General features: G+C 69.2%; 21 protein-coding genes. 13 read left to right on the forward strand and 8 right to left on the reverse strand.

Annotated features, from left to right (window positions below):
* The first annotated feature begins 27 nt into the window (after positions 1 to 27).
* The 6 genes from IFY26_RS02860 to IFY26_RS02885 all read left to right on the forward strand — a co-directional run bounded on the left by IFY26_RS02860 (position 28) and on the right by IFY26_RS02885 (position 5,857).
* Positions 28 to 708: a hypothetical protein gene (locus IFY26_RS02860; RefSeq protein ID WP_232547497.1), complete on the forward strand. Its 681-nt coding sequence runs from the start codon at positions 28 to 30 to the stop codon at positions 706 to 708.
* Between the two features lie 13 nt (positions 709 to 721).
* The gene (locus IFY26_RS02865) at positions 722 to 2,332 is read left to right on the forward strand and encodes a M23 family metallopeptidase (RefSeq protein ID WP_232547498.1); all 1,611 of its coding nucleotides are present in this window, start codon (positions 722 to 724) and stop codon (positions 2,330 to 2,332) included.
* Positions 2,332 to 2,598 carry a DUF6112 family protein gene (locus IFY26_RS02870; protein ID WP_232547499.1) on the forward strand — a complete coding sequence of 89 codons (267 nt, stop codon included), beginning with the start codon at positions 2,332 to 2,334 and terminating at the stop codon, positions 2,596 to 2,598. The genes IFY26_RS02865 and IFY26_RS02870 overlap by 1 nt, the downstream gene beginning before the upstream one ends.
* A gap of 112 nt (positions 2,599 to 2,710) precedes the next feature.
* On the forward strand, positions 2,711 to 2,980 hold the full coding sequence (locus IFY26_RS02875) for a DUF6112 family protein (RefSeq protein WP_232547500.1): 270 nt from the start codon (positions 2,711 to 2,713) through the stop codon (positions 2,978 to 2,980).
* Positions 2,981 to 3,031: 51 nt separating this feature from the next.
* Positions 3,032 to 4,384: a conjugal transfer protein TrbL gene (locus IFY26_RS02880; RefSeq protein ID WP_232547501.1), complete on the forward strand. Its 1,353-nt coding sequence runs from the start codon at positions 3,032 to 3,034 to the stop codon at positions 4,382 to 4,384.
* A 3-nt stretch (positions 4,385 to 4,387) separates the two neighbouring features.
* Positions 4,388 to 5,857, forward strand: a complete 1,470-nt coding sequence (locus IFY26_RS02885) for a PrgI family protein (RefSeq protein ID WP_232547502.1) — start codon at positions 4,388 to 4,390, stop codon at positions 5,855 to 5,857.
* 54 nt (positions 5,858 to 5,911) lie between these two features.
* Here the strand turns inward: IFY26_RS02885 and IFY26_RS02890 are convergent, their stop codons facing one another.
* Positions 5,912 to 6,436 carry a hypothetical protein gene (locus IFY26_RS02890; RefSeq protein ID WP_232547503.1) on the reverse strand — a complete coding sequence of 175 codons (525 nt, stop codon included), beginning with the start codon at positions 6,434 to 6,436 and terminating at the stop codon, positions 5,912 to 5,914.
* A 67-nt stretch (positions 6,437 to 6,503) separates the two neighbouring features.
* On the opposite strand from IFY26_RS02890, the gene IFY26_RS02895 reads away from it, so the two are divergent.
* The 3 genes from IFY26_RS02895 to IFY26_RS02905 are packed head-to-tail and all read left to right on the forward strand — an operon-like array spanning position 6,504 to position 9,248.
* Positions 6,504 to 7,313, forward strand: a complete 810-nt coding sequence (locus IFY26_RS02895) for a hypothetical protein (RefSeq protein WP_232547504.1) — start codon at positions 6,504 to 6,506, stop codon at positions 7,311 to 7,313.
* 34 nt (positions 7,314 to 7,347) lie between these two features.
* Positions 7,348 to 7,782, forward strand: a complete 435-nt coding sequence (locus IFY26_RS02900; protein ID WP_232547505.1) for a hypothetical protein — start codon at positions 7,348 to 7,350, stop codon at positions 7,780 to 7,782.
* Positions 7,779 to 9,248 carry a VirB4 family type IV secretion system protein gene (locus IFY26_RS02905; RefSeq protein ID WP_232547506.1) on the forward strand — a complete coding sequence of 490 codons (1,470 nt, stop codon included), beginning with the start codon at positions 7,779 to 7,781 and terminating at the stop codon, positions 9,246 to 9,248. Before IFY26_RS02900 ends, IFY26_RS02905 begins: the two co-directional genes overlap by 4 nt.
* A gap of 13 nt (positions 9,249 to 9,261) precedes the next feature.
* Here the strand turns inward: IFY26_RS02905 and IFY26_RS02910 are convergent, their stop codons facing one another.
* The gene (locus tag IFY26_RS02910) at positions 9,262 to 9,870 is read right to left on the reverse strand and encodes a GNAT family N-acetyltransferase (protein WP_332836138.1); all 609 of its coding nucleotides are present in this window, start codon (positions 9,868 to 9,870) and stop codon (positions 9,262 to 9,264) included.
* Positions 9,870 to 10,208 carry an ArsR/SmtB family transcription factor gene (locus IFY26_RS02915; RefSeq protein WP_463366317.1) on the reverse strand — a complete coding sequence of 113 codons (339 nt, stop codon included), beginning with the start codon at positions 10,206 to 10,208 and terminating at the stop codon, positions 9,870 to 9,872. The genes IFY26_RS02910 and IFY26_RS02915 overlap by 1 nt, the downstream gene beginning before the upstream one ends.
* Between IFY26_RS02915 and IFY26_RS02920 the strand changes: the two genes are divergently transcribed.
* The 4 genes from IFY26_RS02920 to IFY26_RS02935 are packed head-to-tail and all read left to right on the forward strand — an operon-like array spanning position 10,190 to position 14,256.
* Positions 10,190 to 11,629 (forward strand): NAD(P)-binding domain-containing protein, encoded by a 1,440-nt coding sequence (locus IFY26_RS02920; protein WP_232547509.1) that lies wholly within the window; start codon positions 10,190 to 10,192, stop codon positions 11,627 to 11,629. The genes IFY26_RS02915 and IFY26_RS02920 overlap by 19 nt on opposite strands.
* 49 nt (positions 11,630 to 11,678) lie before the next feature.
* Positions 11,679 to 12,038 carry a Cd(II)/Pb(II)-sensing metalloregulatory transcriptional regulator CmtR gene (cmtR, locus tag IFY26_RS02925; RefSeq protein ID WP_232547510.1) on the forward strand — a complete coding sequence of 120 codons (360 nt, stop codon included), beginning with the start codon at positions 11,679 to 11,681 and terminating at the stop codon, positions 12,036 to 12,038.
* Complete coding sequence (locus IFY26_RS02930) at positions 12,035 to 13,951, forward strand: heavy metal translocating P-type ATPase (RefSeq protein ID WP_232547511.1); 1,917 nt, start codon at positions 12,035 to 12,037, stop codon at positions 13,949 to 13,951. The genes cmtR and IFY26_RS02930 overlap by 4 nt, the downstream gene beginning before the upstream one ends.
* The gene (locus tag IFY26_RS02935; RefSeq protein ID WP_098408598.1) at positions 13,948 to 14,256 is read left to right on the forward strand and encodes a hypothetical protein; all 309 of its coding nucleotides are present in this window, start codon (positions 13,948 to 13,950) and stop codon (positions 14,254 to 14,256) included. The genes IFY26_RS02930 and IFY26_RS02935 overlap by 4 nt, the downstream gene beginning before the upstream one ends.
* Positions 14,257 to 14,391: 135 nt before the next feature.
* Here IFY26_RS02935 and IFY26_RS02940 read toward each other — a convergent pair whose 3' ends face one another.
* The 5 genes from IFY26_RS02940 to trxB are packed head-to-tail and all read right to left on the reverse strand — an operon-like array spanning position 14,392 to position 18,195.
* The gene (locus IFY26_RS02940; protein ID WP_098408599.1) at positions 14,392 to 14,796 is read right to left on the reverse strand and encodes an arsenate reductase ArsC; all 405 of its coding nucleotides are present in this window, start codon (positions 14,794 to 14,796) and stop codon (positions 14,392 to 14,394) included.
* A gap of 15 nt (positions 14,797 to 14,811) precedes the next feature.
* Positions 14,812 to 15,816 (reverse strand): metalloregulator ArsR/SmtB family transcription factor, encoded by a 1,005-nt coding sequence (locus IFY26_RS17690; RefSeq protein ID WP_269779056.1) that lies wholly within the window; start codon positions 15,814 to 15,816, stop codon positions 14,812 to 14,814.
* Complete coding sequence (arsB, locus tag IFY26_RS02955; protein WP_232547512.1) at positions 15,813 to 16,901, reverse strand: ACR3 family arsenite efflux transporter; 1,089 nt, start codon at positions 16,899 to 16,901, stop codon at positions 15,813 to 15,815. The genes IFY26_RS17690 and arsB overlap by 4 nt, the downstream gene beginning before the upstream one ends.
* On the reverse strand, positions 16,898 to 17,224 hold the full coding sequence (trxA, locus tag IFY26_RS02960; RefSeq protein ID WP_232547513.1) for a thioredoxin: 327 nt from the start codon (positions 17,222 to 17,224) through the stop codon (positions 16,898 to 16,900). Before trxA ends, arsB begins: the two co-directional genes overlap by 4 nt.
* Complete coding sequence (gene trxB, locus IFY26_RS02965) at positions 17,221 to 18,195, reverse strand: thioredoxin-disulfide reductase (protein WP_232547514.1); 975 nt, start codon at positions 18,193 to 18,195, stop codon at positions 17,221 to 17,223. Before trxB ends, trxA begins: the two co-directional genes overlap by 4 nt.
* Positions 18,196 to 18,213: the final 18 nt, after the last annotated feature.

Raw genomic sequence — 18,213 nt, forward strand, 5'->3', positions numbered from 1 at the left:
GAGGCGGTCGGGGTGCACCTGACGGGCATGAAGACTTCTCCCTCTCCGTCGTTTCCGCGTGGCCGCCTGATCGCGCTCATCGCCGCCGGCCTGGCGCTGCTGATCCTCGCCGGGGTCGGCATCTACGGCCTCATCCTCGGCCCCCGCACCACCAACACCCCGGCACCCGAACCCGCGCCGTCGCCGTCTCACACGCTGACGGCGCCCGGGCCGTCGTTGCCTCGGCTGCCGGTCGTTCCCCGGTCGGCGGACCCGGAGACGTTCGCCCGCAACGTCGCGGAGGCGATCTTCGCGTGGGACACCATCAGCGGCCTCATGCCCCTGGACTACACCGCGGCGATCCTCAGTGTCGGTGACCCGTCCGGCATCGAACAAACCGGCCTCGCCTCCGACCTCGCGACCTATCTGCCGACGCGGGAGGCGTGGATCGAGCTGCGCAAGCACGAGACCCGCCAACACCTCACCATCGACCGCGCGGTCGTGCCCGAGGCGTGGGGTGACGCCGTGGCGCAGGCACAACCGGGGCAGATCGCGCCGGGCACGACCGCGTTCACGATCGAGGGCACCCGGCACCGCAACGGCCTCTGGAACGGCGAGCCCGTCACGAGCGAGCACGCGGTGTCGTTCACCGTGTTCATCGTCTGCGCCCCGGCCTATCCGACCTGTCACCTGTTGCGGCTGTCCCAGATCGACAACCCACTGCGATGAGGGCGGGCGTCTCGTGTTCAAGAAGTTCGCTGTCCTCGCGCTCGCCGCGCTGTTCTTCGGCCCGGCCATGCTTCTGCTGGCGATCGGGGTGCTGATGAACCCCGCCGCCATCGCCGCCTGCACCACCACCGGCACCCTCTCGGTCGGCAACGTCCCCGACAGCCTCCAAGTCACCACCGCGGACGGCTACACCTTCACCCTGAACAAGCGACAGCTCACCCACGCCGCGACGATCATCACTGTCGGCGGCCGGATCGACGGCGTGGGCCGGCCCGGGGTGAAGGTCGCGCTCATGGCGGCGCTCACCGAGTCCACGCTGCGGATGCTCAGCAACACCGGCACCTACCCCGAGTCCGCGAACTACCCCAACGACGGCAACGGCGGCGACCACGACTCCCTCGGGTTGTTCCAGATGCGCCCGCAATCAGGGTGGGGCACCGTCGCAGAGTTGATGGACCCGAACTACCAAGCCGCCGCGTTCTTCGGCGGCCCGGACGGCCCGAACTACCCGAGCCCGCGCGGACTCTTGGACATTCCCGGCTGGGAACGGATGGACCCTGGCGAGGCTGCACAGTCGGTCGAGGTCAGTGCGTTTCCCGACAGGTATCGCAACTACGCGCCCGTGGCTGATGCGATCCTCGACACCCTCACTCGTACCGGCGGGCGTGGCGGCCCCGTCGTCGGCGTGGCCGAATCGTCGCGCGTGGTGTTCCCGCTGCCGGAGGGGACGTGGGTCAAGACCGACGGGTTCGGGCCGCGTATCCATCCGATCACCGGCGAGCACTCCTTCCACACCGGCCTGGACCTGGCCGCCCCGGCCGACACGTCGATCCTCGCCGCCGCAGACGGCACCGTGACGGTCGCCGAGTTCAGCGGTGGCTACGGCGGGCTCATCGTCATCGAGCACACCATCGACGGCGAGACCGTCGCGACCGCCTACGCGCACATGTGGCAGGCCGGCATCCTCGTCCATGTCGGCGACCACGTGAGCGCCGGACAGCACATCGGCGATGTCGGGACATCCGGCATGTCCACCGGCAACCATTTGCACTTCGAGGTCCGCCCCGGCGGCACCAACGGCGAAGCGATCGACCCGGCGAAGTGGCTCAACGACCACGGCGCGGCGAACCTTCCTGAAGCCGCTTCCGGGCCGGCCGCGGGTTGCCAGTCCGGTACGGCTGGCGCGCCCACACCGTTGACGGGTGACCCGGATCAGATGGTGGACGACCCCACCAGCAACGGGAAGATCACCGCGCGGCTCGCGCACCTCATCGCCCAGACCAAAGCCGCGTTCCCCGACACCGGCTGGGGCTGCTACTCACCGCGCCCCGGCACCAAGTCGGAGCACCCGCTCGGGCGGGCGTGCGACATCACCTTCGGCAACGCCATCGGCCACTACCCGACACCGGGCCAGTTGGAAGCCGGCTGGAAGGTCACCAACTGGATGAAAGACAACGCCGAAGTGCTCGGGGTCGAGTACCTGATCTGGCAAGGCAAAATCTGGTCCCTCGCCCGCGACGACCAAGGGTGGCGGCCCTACAACGGCGGCGGGATGCACGACCCCGGCAACGTCACCGGCGGCCACTACGACCACCTGCACGTCACCGTGAAAGCAGGTGCGTGATGGACGTGTTCCCGGACTTCGACGGCCTGGCAGGGATCGGTGATCTGAAACAGGTCGTCGGTGCGCTGTTCATGTTCGTACTCATCATCGCCGTACTCATGCTGATCGTCTCCGCGATCTGCTGGGCCGTCGCCGCCGCACACGGCAACTACTCCGCCGCCGCCAAGGGAAGAGTCGGGGTGCTCGTCGCCCTCGGAGCCGCCGTGCTCGCCGGTGGCGGGGTGGCGTGGATGAACTGGCTCATCGCACTCGGCCAACGACTCTGACCCTCCCCATCTGGCCCGCCCCTCTCGGGGCGGGCCTTCGCTATGCCTGGGTGTTGGTGGTCGGGGTGCACCTGTGGACAGAAGCAACCCTCAGCGTGAATGGAGAACCGTCGTGATCGACATCAACCCCAATGGCACCGGCCTTCCCGGTATCGAACAGCTCCGCACCATCGTCGGGGCCGTGATGACGGTGGGCCTGATCCTGGCCGTCCTCGCCCTGATCGTCTCGGCGATCGTGTGGGCCTACGGCGCGAACAGCTCCAACCCGCACTTGGCGGGGAGGGGAAAGATCGGCGTCCTCGTCTCCTGCGGCGCGGCGATCATCTGCGGCGCGAGCGTCGCGCTCATCAACTTCTTCTGGGGCGTCGGCCAAGCCGTCTGAGCGCAGTCCGCAAGGAAGGCAGGTCTTGTCATGGGCATTTGCGATGTCCCGGTGATTTCCACCGTCTGCGACGTGGCCGGCGAAGCCGCCGCCACGCTGGTGTCGGCCCCGTTCGACTGGTTGGCCAGCGCGATGGGCGGCGCGGCCGGGTGGCTGTTCGAGGCCGTCTGGACGGTCTTCGACACCACCACGCTCGTGGACGTGCAGCGGCCCGGATTCGTGTCGGTGTTCAACCTCGTGTTCGGCATCGCCGTGTTCGTGATGCTGCTGTTCTTCTGCTTGCAGCTCATCACCGGCATGATCCGCCGCGACCCCACCGCCCTCACCCGGGCCGCGCTCGGGTTGGGGAAATCCGTGCTCGGTTCCTTCGTGGTCATCACCTTGACCGCGTTACTGCTGGAAATCACCGACCAGCTCTGCGTCGGCATTATCCAGGCCGCAGGCGAGACCACCGAGACGATGGGCGACAAGATCGCCGCCCTCGTCCTGGCGCTGTCCGGGCTGTCCATCGCCGCGCCCGGTGTCGGGGCGATCATCATGATCTTCCTGGCCGGCCTGGCGATCGCCTCGGCGGCGATCGTGTGGCTGTCGCTGCTGATCCGCAAGTCGCTACTGCTGGTCGCGGTCGCCCTGGCTCCGCTGGCGTTCTCCGGCTCGTCGTGGGATGCGGCACGCGGCTGGGTCGGCAAGTGGGCCATGTTCGTCAGCGCCCTGATCTTGTCCAAGCTCGTGCTGGTCGTGATCTTCCTCGTCGCGATCACGCAGGTCGCCGCACCGATCGACGTCGACCTGGCCTCGGTGTCCGATCCGCTGTCAGGGATCGTGCTCATGGCGTTGGCGGGGTTCGCCCCGTATCTGACGTATCGGTTCCTCGCGTTCGTCGGCACCGACTACTACGGGCAGGCCGGTGCGGAGGATGACGCCAAGCGGGCACTGAACCGTCCCATCCCGGTGCCGTCGAAGCCGTCCGGTGACGGGCCGAAGAAGGTACTCGACGGCCAGACCAGCGGCGACGGCGGCGGAGGTTCGGGAGGCGGTGCGGGTGCGCCGCCGAAGCCCACCTCGACCGCTGGAAGCGGCGGTGCAGGTGCTGCCGGCGCGGGAGCTGGTGCGAGCGGGAGTGCCGGTGCTGGTGCCAGTGCCGGAGCAGGGGCGGGAGCGGGTGCGGGGGCTGCTGCTGCGGGTCCGGCGGCTGCGGTCGTGGTCGGTGCGCAGGTGGTGAAGGGTGCCGCGACGGCGGGGCCGAAGGCCGGGACGGCGTTGGCGGGTGAGGCCGAGACGGCCGCTGCCGGTGCCGGGCAGGCCAGCGCGCCGCCACCGCACTCGACGTCTGCGCCGACCGCGCCACCGAGCCCACGCCCGGCCACCCCGACCCCGCCCGCGCCCAAGCCGACGAAGGAGTGACCGATGGCCAGTCATGCGAAAGAGACCGCCGCGCCGGGCGAGTTGGTGCCGGTGAAGTTCAGCCGCCTCACCCGCCGGGGCGTCTTGTTGGGGTTGTCGGTCGCGCAGCTCGTCACCCTCGGCATCGGCGGCCTCACCCTGATCGGCGCGTTCTACGCCGGCGGCGGGATGCTGCTCGCCTACACCGCCCCCGTCTGGGTGCTCTGCGCCGCACTCACCTGGATACCTGTCGGCGGGCGCCCAATCGTGGAGGGGCTGCCGGTCACCTTCTGGTGGCTGTGGCGCGTCACAGGCGGGCAACTGCTCTACCGCCGCCGCATCGTCAAGCCACGCCCCGCCGGCACCCTCGCCCTGCCCGGCGACATGGCGAGGCTGCGCGAGTTCATCGACCCGGAGACCGGGGCGTGCATGATCCACGACCCCCACGCCGCCACCCTCACAGTCGTGTGCGAAGTGGCCCATCCGGCGTTCGTCTTGTTGGACCCGGGCGAGCAGGAACGCCGCGTGACCACTTGGGGTCGGGCGCTGGCGACGGTGTGCCGCTCGGGGAGGATCGCGACGCTGCAAGTCCTCGAACGCACCCTGCCGGACTCGGGTACGGGGTTGGCGGAGTGGTGGACCGCGCACGGCACCCCGGACGGTTCCTGGGCCGCCGACACCTACGCCGAACTGATCGAGCGCGCCGGCCCCGCCGGGGAACGGCACGCCACCACGATCAGCCTGTCCCTGGACATGAAGGCTGCGGCCCGGCAGATCAGGACCGCCGGCGGCGGCATCAAGGGCGCCGCCGGAGTGCTGCGGCAGGAGATGTCCACGCTCACATCGGCGTTGCGGTCGGCCGACCTCGCCCCCTCCGGCTGGCTCGACGCCGGCCAGATCGCCGTCATCCTCCGCTCCGCCTACGACCCGGCGGTCGCGTCTGCGTTGGAGCGGCACGGGCGGATCGGCCGCGACCTCGCCACCGCCGGCCCGGTCGCGGTCACCGAGACCTGGGGCAACCTGCGCACCGACTCCGCCCACCATGCCGTGCTCTGGGTGTCCGAGTGGCCGAGGAGTCTGGTCTATCCGGGTTTCGCCGCGCCGATCCTGCTCTCCACCGGCATCCAGCGGTCCGTGTCGCTGATCTACACGCCGATGCGCTCGGACCAGGCAGCCCGTGACATCCGCCGCAAGAAGGTCGAATACATCAGCGACGCGGCCCAGCGTGCCCGGCTCGGGCAGATCGAGGACGCCTCCCAATCAGCGGAGTTCCAAGACGTGCTGCAACAGGAAGCCGACCTCACCGCCGGGCACGGCGTCTTGCGCGTGACCGGCCTCATCTCGGTGTCGGCACCGAGCATCGACGACCTCGAAGCCGCCGTCGCCGCGATCACCCAAGCCGCCATCCAAAGCTCCTGCGAAACCCGCCGCCTCGTCGGCCAGCAAGCCGCCGCATTCACCGCCGCGGCACTACCGCTGTGCCGCACCGTGTAGCTGGAAACCATTGGCCCAAAGCCAGAGACCACACGGGCATCTCGAAAATGCGCGTCACATACGGAGAGTCGTCGGGGTCGAGACCTCCCGACCCGTTGCGAGCTTCGCAACCATATACACGCCGGTGACACTCTCCCGCGCCGCCTCGCGTGAGGTCTGAGCAAGAAGTATCCCGACGTCAATGGGTACATACCAGCCCTGGTTCGTTCCCGGCTCAAGCAAGTAGGGAAGGTCGGGACCGATCCGTTGGTCCACGGGCACGAACCTCATCGTTCCTCCGCGGGGGCAAAGTGACACGCTCTCGATGGTCACGGCTGCCCGTCCGTGGTTCGTGACCTGAACGCCGATGACCTCTTGCCCTCCGAAGCCCTGCTTGACGAGCCCTTCAAGACCGAACGGCTTGCCCGTCTTCGTGACGGGACCGACCAGCGCATTGCCGCCTTGGAGCATGCCATGCATCAGCGTGGCCTTTGGGCGACCGGCAGAAAGAAGCCACTGAGCGATCTGCCATCCGAGTGACACACCAGCAAGCGCAAGAGAGATAGCGGATATCAGAAGTGCGACTGCCTCGGTGTTCATGCTCCAACGCTATCGGCCAGGTCGTGCACCTATCGGGCGTCTGAACCCTTGTTGAAGGAGGCCCGCCATGCCCACCTACGAGAACCCCGTCACCGACGCCGCCGAAGCCTACGAAGCGTTGCGCGGTCTGGCCCACGCGACAAGGAGCTGGGAGGAGCCCGCCGACACTTATCGTGTCATCGGCGAGGTCGTTGCCGGTATCCGGTGCTTGGGGCAAGTGCTCGACCAGCTCGCCGGCGTCCACCTGCGCCACCAAGACGGCGTGAGCACCGATGACGGCGACCGGATGGCCGGGGCCGTCGCGGCGCTCGGTGCGGCCGATGGGTTCCATCAGGCCGCGGTGCTGCTGGATCAGGCGCACGACCAGCTCAGCGCCGCGTTCGTCCAGTCCGGCAAGATCGTCTGGCACCCTCAACCCGCCGCCGAGATCGAGCGGTGGATCAGCGTGGTGTTCTTGCAGGGCGATGAGGCCGAACCGCCGCTGCGCATCCTCGGAGAGCTGGGGCACGTCGACGCGGTGGACTACCTCGCCCAGTGGGACTACGGCGACGAGACCACCGACGCGGCGATGGAGAACGGGCACGTCTACGACGAGCCCGGAGAAGGGACCAACGATCGAGTGATGCGCTCAGGCGACTACGCCCTGGTCGTCAACGCCCAGCTCGGCTACGTCTCCCTGCTCCGCCGCCACACCACCACCCCCGAACCCGAGGAGGCCGAGGCATCCGCGACGGTGCAGGGCGAGCCGGAACTGCTTGTGTCGTACTCGTCCCCAAACGCCCCGAAGCCGACGGTCGCGCCGCGGCAGGCGCAGGAGTCGTGGTTCGAGCCGGCCTCGATCACGACGATCAAGCAGAGCGGCCGGCTCTCGCTCTGAACCCCTGCCGGGGGCGGGGGTGCACCTGCCCGGCATGAACACCACAGACCCCACGCCGCGCACCTCCCGGCAGGCCGGCACGCTCACCCTGACCGTCTGGCCCGCTACCCCGGTCGGCGAGCACCAGCGGTCCGGCTACCGCATCGAAGACACCGAGACCGGGCGGAGCCTCGAAGGCCGCGACCTGTTCACCGGAGCCGGTGCCCCCGTCGCGCCCGGGCGGGCGCTGCGCGACCTCGCCGGATACCTCAGTGCCGCGGGTGAGTCCCGGCAGCACGCCATCGACAACCCCGGCCACAGCGCCGAACACGCGAGCATGTTCCCCGCATGGGTGGCCGAGGCCGCCCGGCAGAACGCCGACGCGCTCGCCCTCCTGGACGAGACGCCACCGCCACGACCGGAGCCGTCGTGGTTCGACCGGCCCGCCGGTGACTCTGCGGCGGCTCGGTCGCGGGGGTGGTCGCTGTGAGCGAGCGGGAGAAGCTGCACACCTCGGTGCTCGTCGCCCCGGCGTCGGAGCGGCGCAAGTACCGCAAGCAACGCCGGCAGGCCGCCGCCCGGCTCGTCGCCGAGCAACGCCGTGCCGAGACCGAAGCCGCCAAAGCCAAAGCGGAGGCAGAGCGGGCGGAACGGCGGGCAACGACCTATCTGCCGAAGGCCGGCGAACCCGGAGCGGCGATGCTGCGGACGCCGGGCCGGTTCCGGCTCCCGCGCCATCAAGACACCAGCGCGGTGCTGTCGGCGCAGTATCCGTTCCTCGCCGAAGGTGGCCTCGGCAGCCAAGGGGTGTTCGTCGGGCAGGACATGTACTCCGGTGGGAGCTTCGTGTATGACCCGTGGGAGTTGTACCGGCGCGGCATCATCACCGCGCCGAACATGATCCTCGCCGGCATCGTGGGCTCGGGAAAGTCGAGCCTGGCGAAGTCGCTCTACACGCGATCGTTGCCATTCGGTCGCCGCGTCTACATCGCGTGCGACCCCAAGGGCGAGCACACCGCCGTCGCCGAAGCAGTCGGCGGGAAGGCCATCGTCCTCGGCCACGGACTCCGCACCCGGCTCAACCCGCTCGATGAAGGCCACCGCCCCTCGGGCCTGTCGGACCGGGAATGGGCGTCCACGTTGGCGTCGCGGCGTCGTGAGCTGCTGGGCGCTCTCGCGGAAACCGTGCTCGGCCGCGACCTGTCACCGTTGGAGCACACCGCCATCGACACCGCACTGACCGCGGCAGTGCGGGACGCGGAGGTGCCGATCCTGCCGATGGTCGTGGACCGCCTCCTCACCCCATCCGCCGAAGAAGATGGGCGGCTGGCCGAAGACGGCCGACTCGTCGCGCACGCGCTGCGCCGGCTCGTCGGCGGCGACCTCGCCGGCCTGTTCGACGGACCCTCCACGGTGCGATTCGATCCGTCGTTGCCGATGGTGAGTCTCGACCTCAGCCGGGTCGCGGAGAACGCCGCCCTGCTGAGCGTGTTGATGACCTGCGCAAGCGCGTGGATGGAAGCCGCGCTGATGGACCCCGATGGCGGGAAACGCTGGATGATCTACGACGAAGCCTGGCGGCTCATGGCCCACCCCGCCCTGCTGCGCCGCATGGACGCGCAATGGCGGCTTGCCAGGCACTACGGACTGGCGAACATGCTCGTCTTCCACAAGTTAAGCGACCTCGACAACGTGGGCGATCAGGGCTCGGCCATGCGCTCCCTGGCGAACAGCTTGCTCGCCAACGCCGAGACGCGGGTGATCTACCGGCAAGAGTCCGACCAGCTCTCCCTCACCGCCAAGACCCTCGGCCTGACCGGCACCGAACAGCACCTCCTGCCCGGCCTGGGCACCGGGCAAGGCTTGTGGAGGATCAAAGAACGTTCCTTCGTGGTCCAGCATCAGATGCACCCTGACGAGTTGGCCCTGTTCGACACCACCACCCGCATGATCTAGGAAACCCGCAGGTTCAGGATTCCTGAAGACGATTCGGCGTGAAGATGCGGTTCGACGGGGCGCTGGACTGGGTGTGAGGGTGCATGTTCGCGGAAGATGCACCCTCACTTCGTTCTCCAGCGGTGCGGCGTTCGACGAGGATCGTGTCGCGCCATTGGCCGGCGTGCGGCCCGTAGGTCATGCGGGCGATGCGCTCTCGTCGTCCGACAGCGCGGAACCCTGCCCGCTCGTGCAGGCGCAGGCTCGCGGTGTTCTCCGGGAAGATCGATGACTGCACAGTCCAGATCCCGCGCTGGTCGGTGAGATCCAAGAACGCTGCGAGAAGGCGACGCCCGACTCCGTGACCTGCCGCGTCGGGGTGGATGTAGATCGAGTGCTCGACAACGCCCGCGTATACGGCTCGTATCGACACGGGAGACGCGGCGGCCCATCCGAGGACTCGGCCGGTGGAGTCGACGGCGACAAGGCTGAGCTCTGGGCGCTTGCCCGCAGTGAACGCGGCCCAGGTCGCGGGTGGGGTGGTTTCGAAGGTGGCGTGCCCGGTGGCGATCCCGGCCCGGTAGATGCTCTCGACCTCGGCCCAGTCGGACTCTCTCATCGACCGGAACCGGAGCGGCTCCATCAGGCTGTGAACGCCCGTGCTGCGTCGGCGAGGGTGCCGGTCGTGGGCTGGTAGTACGCCCACTTGCCGCGCTGCTCGCGGGTGACGAGCCCAGCCTCAACAAGGAGCTTCATGTGATGCGACACGGTCGGCTGCGACAACCCGACGGGGTCGGTGAGATCGCACACGCACATCTCTCCGCTCGCGCTCGCGGTGATCAAGGAGAACAGTTTGACCCGGTTCGGGTCTCCGAGCGCCTTGAACACCTTCGCGAGCTGATGCGCGGTCGCGTCATCGACCACCGCGTCGGCCGCAGGGGCGCAGCACGCCGCCTCCGCAGGTGTCGCGTCGATCGTCACGGGAAGAGCAGCCATGCCCCCATTCTGCCCAACATATTGACAGATGTCGATGCATCGAGCAGGCTCTTCATATCGAAGAACATCAATGTGTGGAGGTTGGTATGGATTCCGTCGTCGTCATCGGTGCGGGCCCGCAGGGACTCGCGGCGGCCGCGCACCTGCTCGAGCGCGGCCTGAACCCGCTGGTTCTGGAAGCCGGTGCTGGGCCGGCTGCGGCGGTGGCCGAGTGGGGGCATGTGCGTCTGTTCTCACCGTGGACGGAGCTCACCGATGCGGCGTCGCGTCGTTTGCTGGAGCCCGCCGGATGGGTGGCGCCGGCCCAGGGGTACCCGACCGGGGCGCAGTGGATCGAGGGGTATCTCGCGCCGCTCGCGGAGACGCTCGGTGATCGCATCCAGTACGGGGCGCGGGTCGTCGGGGTCGGGCGAAAGGGCCGGGATCTCTCGGTCGATGCCGGGCGGGCCGGACAGCCGTTCGTCGTGCACGTCCGCCGCGCCGATGGCACGGAGGTGCGGATCGAAGCACGCGCCGTGATCGACGCATCGGGCACCTGGCGCACCCCGAGTCCGGTCGGTGCCGACGGTCTCCCCGCACTCGGGGAACGAGCCGCCGCCGAGGCGGGGCTCGTCGAGCACCGGATGCCCACGATCGAGGACGCCACAGGTCTCGCCGGACAGCATGTGGTCGTGGTCGGCAACGGGCACTCCGCCGCGACGACGATCGGGATCCTGTCACGGGTGGCGAAGCGAGAGCCCGGGACGCGGATCAGCTGGGTGCTACGCCGCGGCACGGTCGGCAACACCTTCGGCGGCGGGACCGCAGACGAACTCCCCGAGCGTGGGGCGCTGGGCCAGCGAGCCAAGAAGGCAGTCGAAGACGGGCTCGTGGACCTCGTCACCGGGTTCCGCACCGACCAGGTCATTCTCGAGAAGGGGCAGGCGGTTCTCGTCGCGGAAGATGGACGCCGGCTTGATCCGGCGTCCCGGGTGTTCGTTTCGACCGGGTTCCGCCCTGACCTGTCATTCCTGTCCGAGATCCGTCTCGACCTCGACGTGCGGCTGCAGGCGCCGGTGAAGATCGCGGTCGAGGTGGACCCGAACCTGCACTCCTGCGGCTCGATCCGCGCGACCGGGGCCGCCGACCTGGAGCACCCGGAGCCGGGGTTCTACATCGTGGGCGCGAAGTCGTACGGGCGTGCACCGACGTTCCTGGCTCTGACCGGGTTCGAGCAGGTTCGCAGCGTTGTCGCCGCGATCGCCGGCGACCGCGAGGCCGCGGAGCGGGTGGACCTCGTGCTGCCCGATACCGGCGTGTGTGGCGGCTCGGGACTCTTCGACGCGCCGGACGAGTCCGCCAGTGCGGGATCGTGCTGCGCGCCTGTCCCGCAGCTCATCCAGCTCGGTGTGGGACCAGTGTCGTAGGACTCGCCGCCCACACACTTTACGTCAGTCGTTGCTGTATGATCAGTGCATGCTGACCATTGCTTCACGCCTCGACGTCATGAACCGGCTCGGCCGGGCGATGGCGGACCCGACGCGCTCCCGCATCCTGATGACCCTGCTCGGCGGCCCGAGCTACCCCGCCGTGCTCTCGCGCGAGCTGGAGCTGACGCGTTCAAACGTGTCGAACCACCTGACCTGCTTGCGCGACTGCGGGATCGTGGTCGCGGAGCCCGAAGGGCGGCAGACGCGGTACGAGATCGCGGACCCGCACCTGGCGGCGGCACTGACCGCGTTGGTGGACGTAACGCTCGCGGTCGACGAGCACGCGCCCTGCGTGGACTCTTCGTGCACGGTGCCGGGCTGCTGCGGGATGGGAGCGGGTGAGTGAGCGCGGCGTGCGGCTGCGAGCACGACGAGCCCGAGACCACCATCAGCGAAGAGGCTGAGGCGGCGGAACGCCCCTGGTGGCGGGACCGCGGGATCATGGTCCCGGTCTTCTCCGGCATCGCGTTCCTCACCGGCCTGGCCCTGGAGTGGTCCGGGATGGAGATCCCGGCACTGGTGGCGTTCTGGATCGGTCTGCTGCTGGGTGCGTCGACGTTCACCCCCGGCGCGATCCGGAAGCTGTTCAAGGGCAAGCTCGGCATCGGCCTGCTGATGACGATCAGCGCCGTCGGCGCAGTGATCCTCGGGTACGTCGAGGAGGCCGCCGCCCTGGCGTTCCTGTACTCGATCGCCGAGGCACTGGAAGACAAAGCCATGGACCGCGCCCGCGGCGGGCTCCGGGCACTGCTCAAGCTCGTCCCCGAGACCGCGACCATCCGCCGCGACGGAGCATCGGTCGAAGTCGCCGCGAAGGACCTCGCCGTCGGCCAGCTGATGCTGGTGCGGCCGGGTGAGCGGATCGCGACCGACGGCATCGTCCGCACGGGGCGCTCCAGCCTGGACACCTCCGCGATCACCGGGGAATCGATCCCGGTCGAGGTCGAACCCGGCGACGCGGTGTCTGCGGGTGCGATCAACACCGCTGGGGCGCTGGAGGTCGAGACGACCGCGGCCGGCACCGACAACTCGCTGACCACGATCGTCGACCTGGTGGAGAAGGCTCAGGCCGAGAAGGGCGACCGCGCCCGTCTCGCCGACCGCATCGCCCGCCCCCTCGTCCCGGGCGTGCTGATCCTCGCCGCCCTGGTCGCGATCATCGGGTCGCTGTTCGGCGACCCGGAGCTGTGGATCACCCGCGCTCTCGTGGTGCTGGTGGCGGCGTCGCCGTGCGCGTTGGCGATCTCGGTCCCGCTGACTGTGGTGGCCGCGATCGGCTCGGCGAGCAAGTTCGGCGTGATCATCAAGTCGGGTGCCGCGTTCGAGCGGTTCGGCGTGATCCGTCACGTCGCCGTCGACAAGACCGGCACCCTCACCCGCAACGAGCCCGCCGTCGCCGCCGTCCTCACCGTAGACGGTGTGAGCGAGGCGGAGGCGCTGGCGTGGGCGGCCGCGTTGGAGCAGCACAGCACCCACCCGCTCGCGGCCGCGATCACCGCCGCTGTGCCGGATGCCCCTGCGGCGGAGGGCGTGACCGAGCAGGCCGGTCACGGCATCGATGGCGAGCTCGACGGCGCGCGGATCACGGTCGGCAGTCCCCGCTGGCTGCACGCCGGGACGCTCGGCGACCGGGTCGCGGGGCTGGAGGAGCAAGGCATGACGGTCGTGATCGTCCACCGCGACGGCGTCCCGGTCGCCGCGATCGGCGTCCGCGACGAGCTGCGACCGGAGGTCCCCGAGGTCGTGCGCACCCTCGCGACCCAGGGCATCGGGGTGACCATGCTCACCGGCGACAACGCCCGCACCGCCCGCGCCCTCGCTGCGCAAGCAGGGATCGATGACGTCCGCGCCGAGCTGCGCCCCGAAGACAAGGCCGCCGCGATCGCAGAGTTCGGTGCGAAGGGGCCGGTCGCGATGATCGGCGACGGCATCAACGACGCCCCTGCGCTGGCCGCCGCGGACATCGGTATCGCGATGGGCGCGACGGGCTCCGACGCCGCGATCGAGTCGGCCGACGTGGCCTTCACCGGTCACGACCTGCGGCTTCTCCCGCGCGCGTTCGACCACGCCCGTCGGGGGCGGCACATCATCAACCAGAACATCATCCTGTCGCTGCTGATCATCACCGCGCTGCTCCCGCTGGCCCTGTTCGGCGTCCTGGGCCTCGCCGCCGTGGTCCTGGTGCACGAGATCGCCGAGGTCGTCGTCATCCTCAACGGACTGCGCGCCGCCCGGACTCGGAAGGAGCCGACCGCATGAAGGTCGAACTGCTGCACATCGTCGACTGCCCGAACACGGCAATCGCCGAAGCCAACGCACGCGCGGCGCTGGATGCTCTCGGGCTCGGGGCCGTTCCTGTCGAGCTGGTGACGATCCGAACCGAGGCCGAGGCGGCGAGCACCCAGTTCGGAGGCTCGCCCACGATCCTCCTCGACGACGTCGACCTGTTCCCGACGGCCCCGGTTCGCTCGCTGGCGTGCCGGGTCTACGCGACGGAAAGCGGGTACGCCGGAGCGCCCACGCAGGAGCAGATCGAAGCAGCGATGCGAGGCGCATCCCGGTAGAGCGAGAACGACCGGTGACGCGATCACTGGGTCACACCTCACGGCACAACGGTGTTCGCCGTAAAGTTCGCGGACCCGGAAACACACCGGAGGGGTAGGGCCATTGGCCTCTGCCCCTCCGCTGCTCGCAGCTCCTCAGACGAGCAGTTCGGCGAGGAGGGTCTCGACGCGGGCCTTGATGTCGTCGCGAATCGGGCGCACCGCATCGATGCCCTGCCCCGCCGGGTCGTCGAGCTTCCAGTCCTCGTACCGCTTGCCCGGGAAGAACGGGCAAGCGTCGCCGCAACCCATCGTGATCACCACGTCGGAGGCCTGCACGGCCTCGGTGGTGAGCACCTTGGGCTGTTCGGCGGTGATGTCGATGCCCTCCTCGCGCATCGCCTCGACGGCGACCGGGTTGATCTGGTCGGCGGGCATGGACCCGGCGGAGCGGACCTCGACGCGGTCGCCCGCCAACTCGCGGAGATAGCCGGCGGCCATCTGGGAACGGCCGGCGTTGTGGACGCAGACGAAGAGGACGGAAGGCTTCTGGTCGGTCATGGTTGTTCGCTTCTTTCAGTCGGTGAGGGTGGCGAGGAGGCCGCGGACGCGGCCCTCGATGTCGTCGCGGATCGCGGCGACGCCCTCGGGCGATGCCAGCGCTGGGTCTCCGACGGCCCAGTCTTCGTAGCGGACGCCGGGGATGATCGGGCAGACGTCGCCGCAGCCCATCGTGACCACCACGTCGGCCGCGCGCACGGCGTCGTCGGTGAGGGGCTTCGGGAACGCCGTCTCGGCCTCCTGCTCGCCCTCGATCTCGGTGAGCAGCGAGCGCACGTGCGGGTGCACGTCCGACGCAGGAGTGGAGCCGGCAGAGCGGGCGATAACCCGGCCATCGGCGAGCTGGTTGACGATCGCGGCTGCGAGCTGCGAGCGGCCCGCGTTCTGCACGCAGACGAACAGCACCTGAGGCACCCCGGACGACCGATCACGGGTCAGATCGGCCAGGCGCTGCCGGGCGAACCGCTCGGTCAGCGGGATCATGTGCCCCGTCAGCTTCGCCGAACGCACCAGCCCGGCGTAGGACTCGCGCACGATCGCGATCACGAGGTCCCGATTCAGCCCGGTCAGCTCGTCCGCGAGCTCCTCCGCGAGACGGGTCACCCGTGCGTCCATCTGCTGCAAGGCCTCGGCCCGGGCTGCGGTGTCTTCGGGCTCGTCCGCTGCGGCCGCGGCCGGAGCGAACGCGTCGAGGAGGGCCGCGACGGCGCGCTGCTTGCCCGGGGCGACGCGGTAATACACCCATGTGCCGCGCCGCTCGGACAGAAGCATCCCGGTCTCCTTCAGCACCTTCAGGTGGTGCGAAACGGTCGGCTGGGACACCTCGGCGAGGTCCGCGAGATCGCACACGCAGGACTCGCCGCGCGGGTCGGTCGCGATCGCCGAGAGCATCCGCAGCCGCAGCGGGTCAGCGAGCGCCTTCAGCGCCCCGGCCACGGTCGTCGCGGCCTCGGTCCCGATAGCGTGCCCCGTGGACGGCGCGCACGCGTCGGCGTCGGCGATGACGGCGGTATCGGTCATGACGTCCTCGATTCGGTGGTGTAGGGGTCGGTGTGGAACCAGGCCTTCGCGGCCCAGAGCGAGACGTAGACCAGGCCCACGAGCACGGGGACCTCGATGAGCGGGCCGACGACCCCGGCCAAGGCCTGGCCGGATGCCGCGCCGAAGGTGCCGATCGCGACCGCGATGGCGAGCTCGAAGTTGTTGCCCGCTGCGGTGAATGCGAGCGTCGTGGACCGCGCGTAGCCCAGGCTGAGGGTCTTGCCGAGTAGGATGCCGGCGAACCACATCAGCGCGAAGTAGACCAGCAGCGGCAGCGCGATCCTGGCGACGTCGAGCGGATGCGAGGTGACCTGCTTGCCCTGCAGGGCGAACAGCAGCACGATCGTGAACAGCAGCCCGTAGAGCGCCCACGGTCCGATCTTCGGGAGGAACTTCTCCTCGTACCAGTCGCGCCCCTTGCGCTTCTCGCCGATGAACCGGGACGCGAAGCCCGCGACGAGCGGGATCCCGAGGAACACGAGCACGTTCAAGGCAATCGGCCAGACCGAGATCTCCAGCCCCTGCACGTCCAAGCCGAGCCAGTCCGGCAGTACGGTCAGGTAGAACCAGCCCAGCACCGAGAACATGACAACCTGGAACACGGAGTTGATCGCGACCAGCACCGCGGTCGCCTCCCGGTCGCCGCACGCGAGATCGTTCCAGATCACGACCATCGCGATGCATCGGGCCAGCCCCACGATGATCAGCCCGGTCCGGTACTCGGGCAGATCCGGCAGGAAGATCCACGCGAGCGCGAACATCACCGCAGGTCCTACCAGCCAGTTCAGCACGAGCGAGGAGACGAGGAGCTTCTTGTCACCCGTGACGGCGGCGACCTTGTCGTAGCGGACCTTCGCGAGCACCGGGTACATCATCACCAGCAGGCCCAGGCCGATCGGGATCGAGATCCCGCCGACCTCCATCGCAGAGAGCGCGTCTGAGAGTGCGGGCACGAAACGGCCGAGCAGGAGGCCTGCGACCATGGCGAGGCCGATCCAGAGCGGCAGCCACTTGTCGAGTGTGGAGAGCCGTTTCGGGGCGGTGCGGGTCAGGGTGTCGGTCATGCGAGCAGTTCCTCGATCTTCGCGGTGTAGACGGGTTTCGGGTGCGCGCCGATCAGCACGTCTACCCGTTCCCCGTTCCGGTAGAAGCCGAGGGTCGGGATCGAGGTCACGCCGGCCGCGGTCACAGTCTCGGGGTTCTGGTCGGCGTCGACCTTCACGAACTTTACCCGGCCCGCGTACTCGCTGGCGAGCTGGTCCAGGATCGGGGCGATCGCCCTGCACGGGCCGCACCAGGTCGCCCAGATGTCGACCACGACGGGTAGCTCGGACTCGAGCACCTCCGCCTGGAAGGTGGCATCGGTGACAGGGGTGACGGTGCTCATGCGGAGACCTCCAGAACCAGTGCGGAAACGGCGGCGGGTGCGAGGTTCGACAGGTAGTGCTGGGCGTCCTGCGCGGCCGCGCAACCGGTGCCTGCGGCGGTGATCGCCTGCCGGTATGTGTGGTCGACGAGGTCCCCGGCTGCGAACACCCCAGCCAGGTTTGTCCGCGTCGACGGGTGCGCGACCCGCACGTACCCGTCCGCATCGGTGTCGGCCTGCCCGGTCACGAGCTCGGAGCGCGGGTCGTGCCCGATCGCGACGAACACCCCCGTCGCGTCGAGCGTTCGCTCAGCCCCGGTGATCGTGTCGCGCAACGTGAGCCCGGTGACCTGCTCGTCGCCGAGGATCGCGGCGACCTCGCTGTTCCAGGCGACCTCGATCTTCGGATCGTCCAGCACGCGCTGTGCCATGATCCTCGACGCCCGGAACTCGTCCCGGCGGTGCACCACGGTCACTTTCGATGCGAACCGGGTGAGGAACAGGGCCTCCTCCATCGCGGAGTCCCCGCCGCCGACCACGACGATCTCCTGCTCGCGGAAGAAGAAGCCGTCGCAGGTCGCGCACCAGGACACTCCGTGCCCGGACAGACGCTCCTCCTCGGGAAGGCCGAGCTTGCGGTACGCGGAACCCATCGTCAGGATCACCGCCCGCGCCCGGTACGTCACCCCGGCGCCGGTCTCGATGATCTTCACGTCGCCGTCCAGATCAAGTCGGGTCGCGTCGTCGGTGACGATCTCGGCGCCGAACCGCTCCGCCTGTGCCCGCATCGACTCCATCAGCTCTGGCCCCTGCACGCCGTCGACGAAGCCCGGGAAGTTCTCCACCTCGGTCGTCGTCATCAGCGCACCGCCCGCGGTCACCGAGCCCGCGATCACGACCGGAGCGAGACCCGCACGGGCGGCATAGACCGCCGCGGTGTACCCCGCGGGACCAGACCCGACGATGACCAACTCGACCTCTTGAATAGACATGCATCTATATTGACGCCT

This window comes from Propioniciclava soli, from assembly GCF_014858005.1.
Classification (GTDB): Bacteria; Actinomycetota; Actinomycetes; order Propionibacteriales; family Propionibacteriaceae; genus Propioniciclava; species Propioniciclava soli.

What these genes read in the sequence shown, in the direction of transcription:
- IFY26_RS02860 (WP_232547497.1), top strand. Translation starts at nt 28, where the DNA reads ATGAAGACTTCTCCCTCTCCGTCGTTTCCGCGTGGCCGCCTGATCGCG.
- IFY26_RS02935 (WP_098408598.1), top strand. Translation starts at nt 13,948, where the DNA reads ATGAAGGTCGAACTGCTGCACATCGTCGACTGCCCGAACACGGCAATC.
- arsB (WP_232547512.1), bottom strand. Translation starts at nt 16,901, where the DNA reads ATGACCGACACCCTGACCCGCACCGCCCCGAAACGGCTCTCCACACTC.
- IFY26_RS02900 (WP_232547505.1), top strand. Translation starts at nt 7,348, where the DNA reads ATGAACACCACAGACCCCACGCCGCGCACCTCCCGGCAGGCCGGCACG.
- IFY26_RS17690 (WP_269779056.1), bottom strand. Translation starts at nt 15,816, where the DNA reads ATGACCGATACCGCCGTCATCGCCGACGCCGACGCGTGCGCGCCGTCC.
- IFY26_RS02910 (WP_332836138.1), bottom strand. Translation starts at nt 9,870, where the DNA reads ATGGAGCCGCTCCGGTTCCGGTCGATGAGAGAGTCCGACTGGGCCGAG.
- cmtR (WP_232547510.1), top strand. Translation starts at nt 11,679, where the DNA reads ATGCTGACCATTGCTTCACGCCTCGACGTCATGAACCGGCTCGGCCGG.
- trxA (WP_232547513.1), bottom strand. Translation starts at nt 17,224, where the DNA reads ATGAGCACCGTCACCCCTGTCACCGATGCCACCTTCCAGGCGGAGGTG.
- trxB (WP_232547514.1), bottom strand. Translation starts at nt 18,195, where the DNA reads ATGTCTATTCAAGAGGTCGAGTTGGTCATCGTCGGGTCTGGTCCCGCG.
- IFY26_RS02890 (WP_232547503.1), bottom strand. Translation starts at nt 6,436, where the DNA reads ATGAACACCGAGGCAGTCGCACTTCTGATATCCGCTATCTCTCTTGCG.
- IFY26_RS02885 (WP_232547502.1), top strand. Translation starts at nt 4,388, where the DNA reads ATGGCCAGTCATGCGAAAGAGACCGCCGCGCCGGGCGAGTTGGTGCCG.
- IFY26_RS02940 (WP_098408599.1), bottom strand. Translation starts at nt 14,796, where the DNA reads ATGACCGACCAGAAGCCTTCCGTCCTCTTCGTCTGCGTCCACAACGCC.
- IFY26_RS02895 (WP_232547504.1), top strand. Translation starts at nt 6,504, where the DNA reads ATGCCCACCTACGAGAACCCCGTCACCGACGCCGCCGAAGCCTACGAA.
- IFY26_RS02870 (WP_232547499.1), top strand. Translation starts at nt 2,332, where the DNA reads ATGGACGTGTTCCCGGACTTCGACGGCCTGGCAGGGATCGGTGATCTG.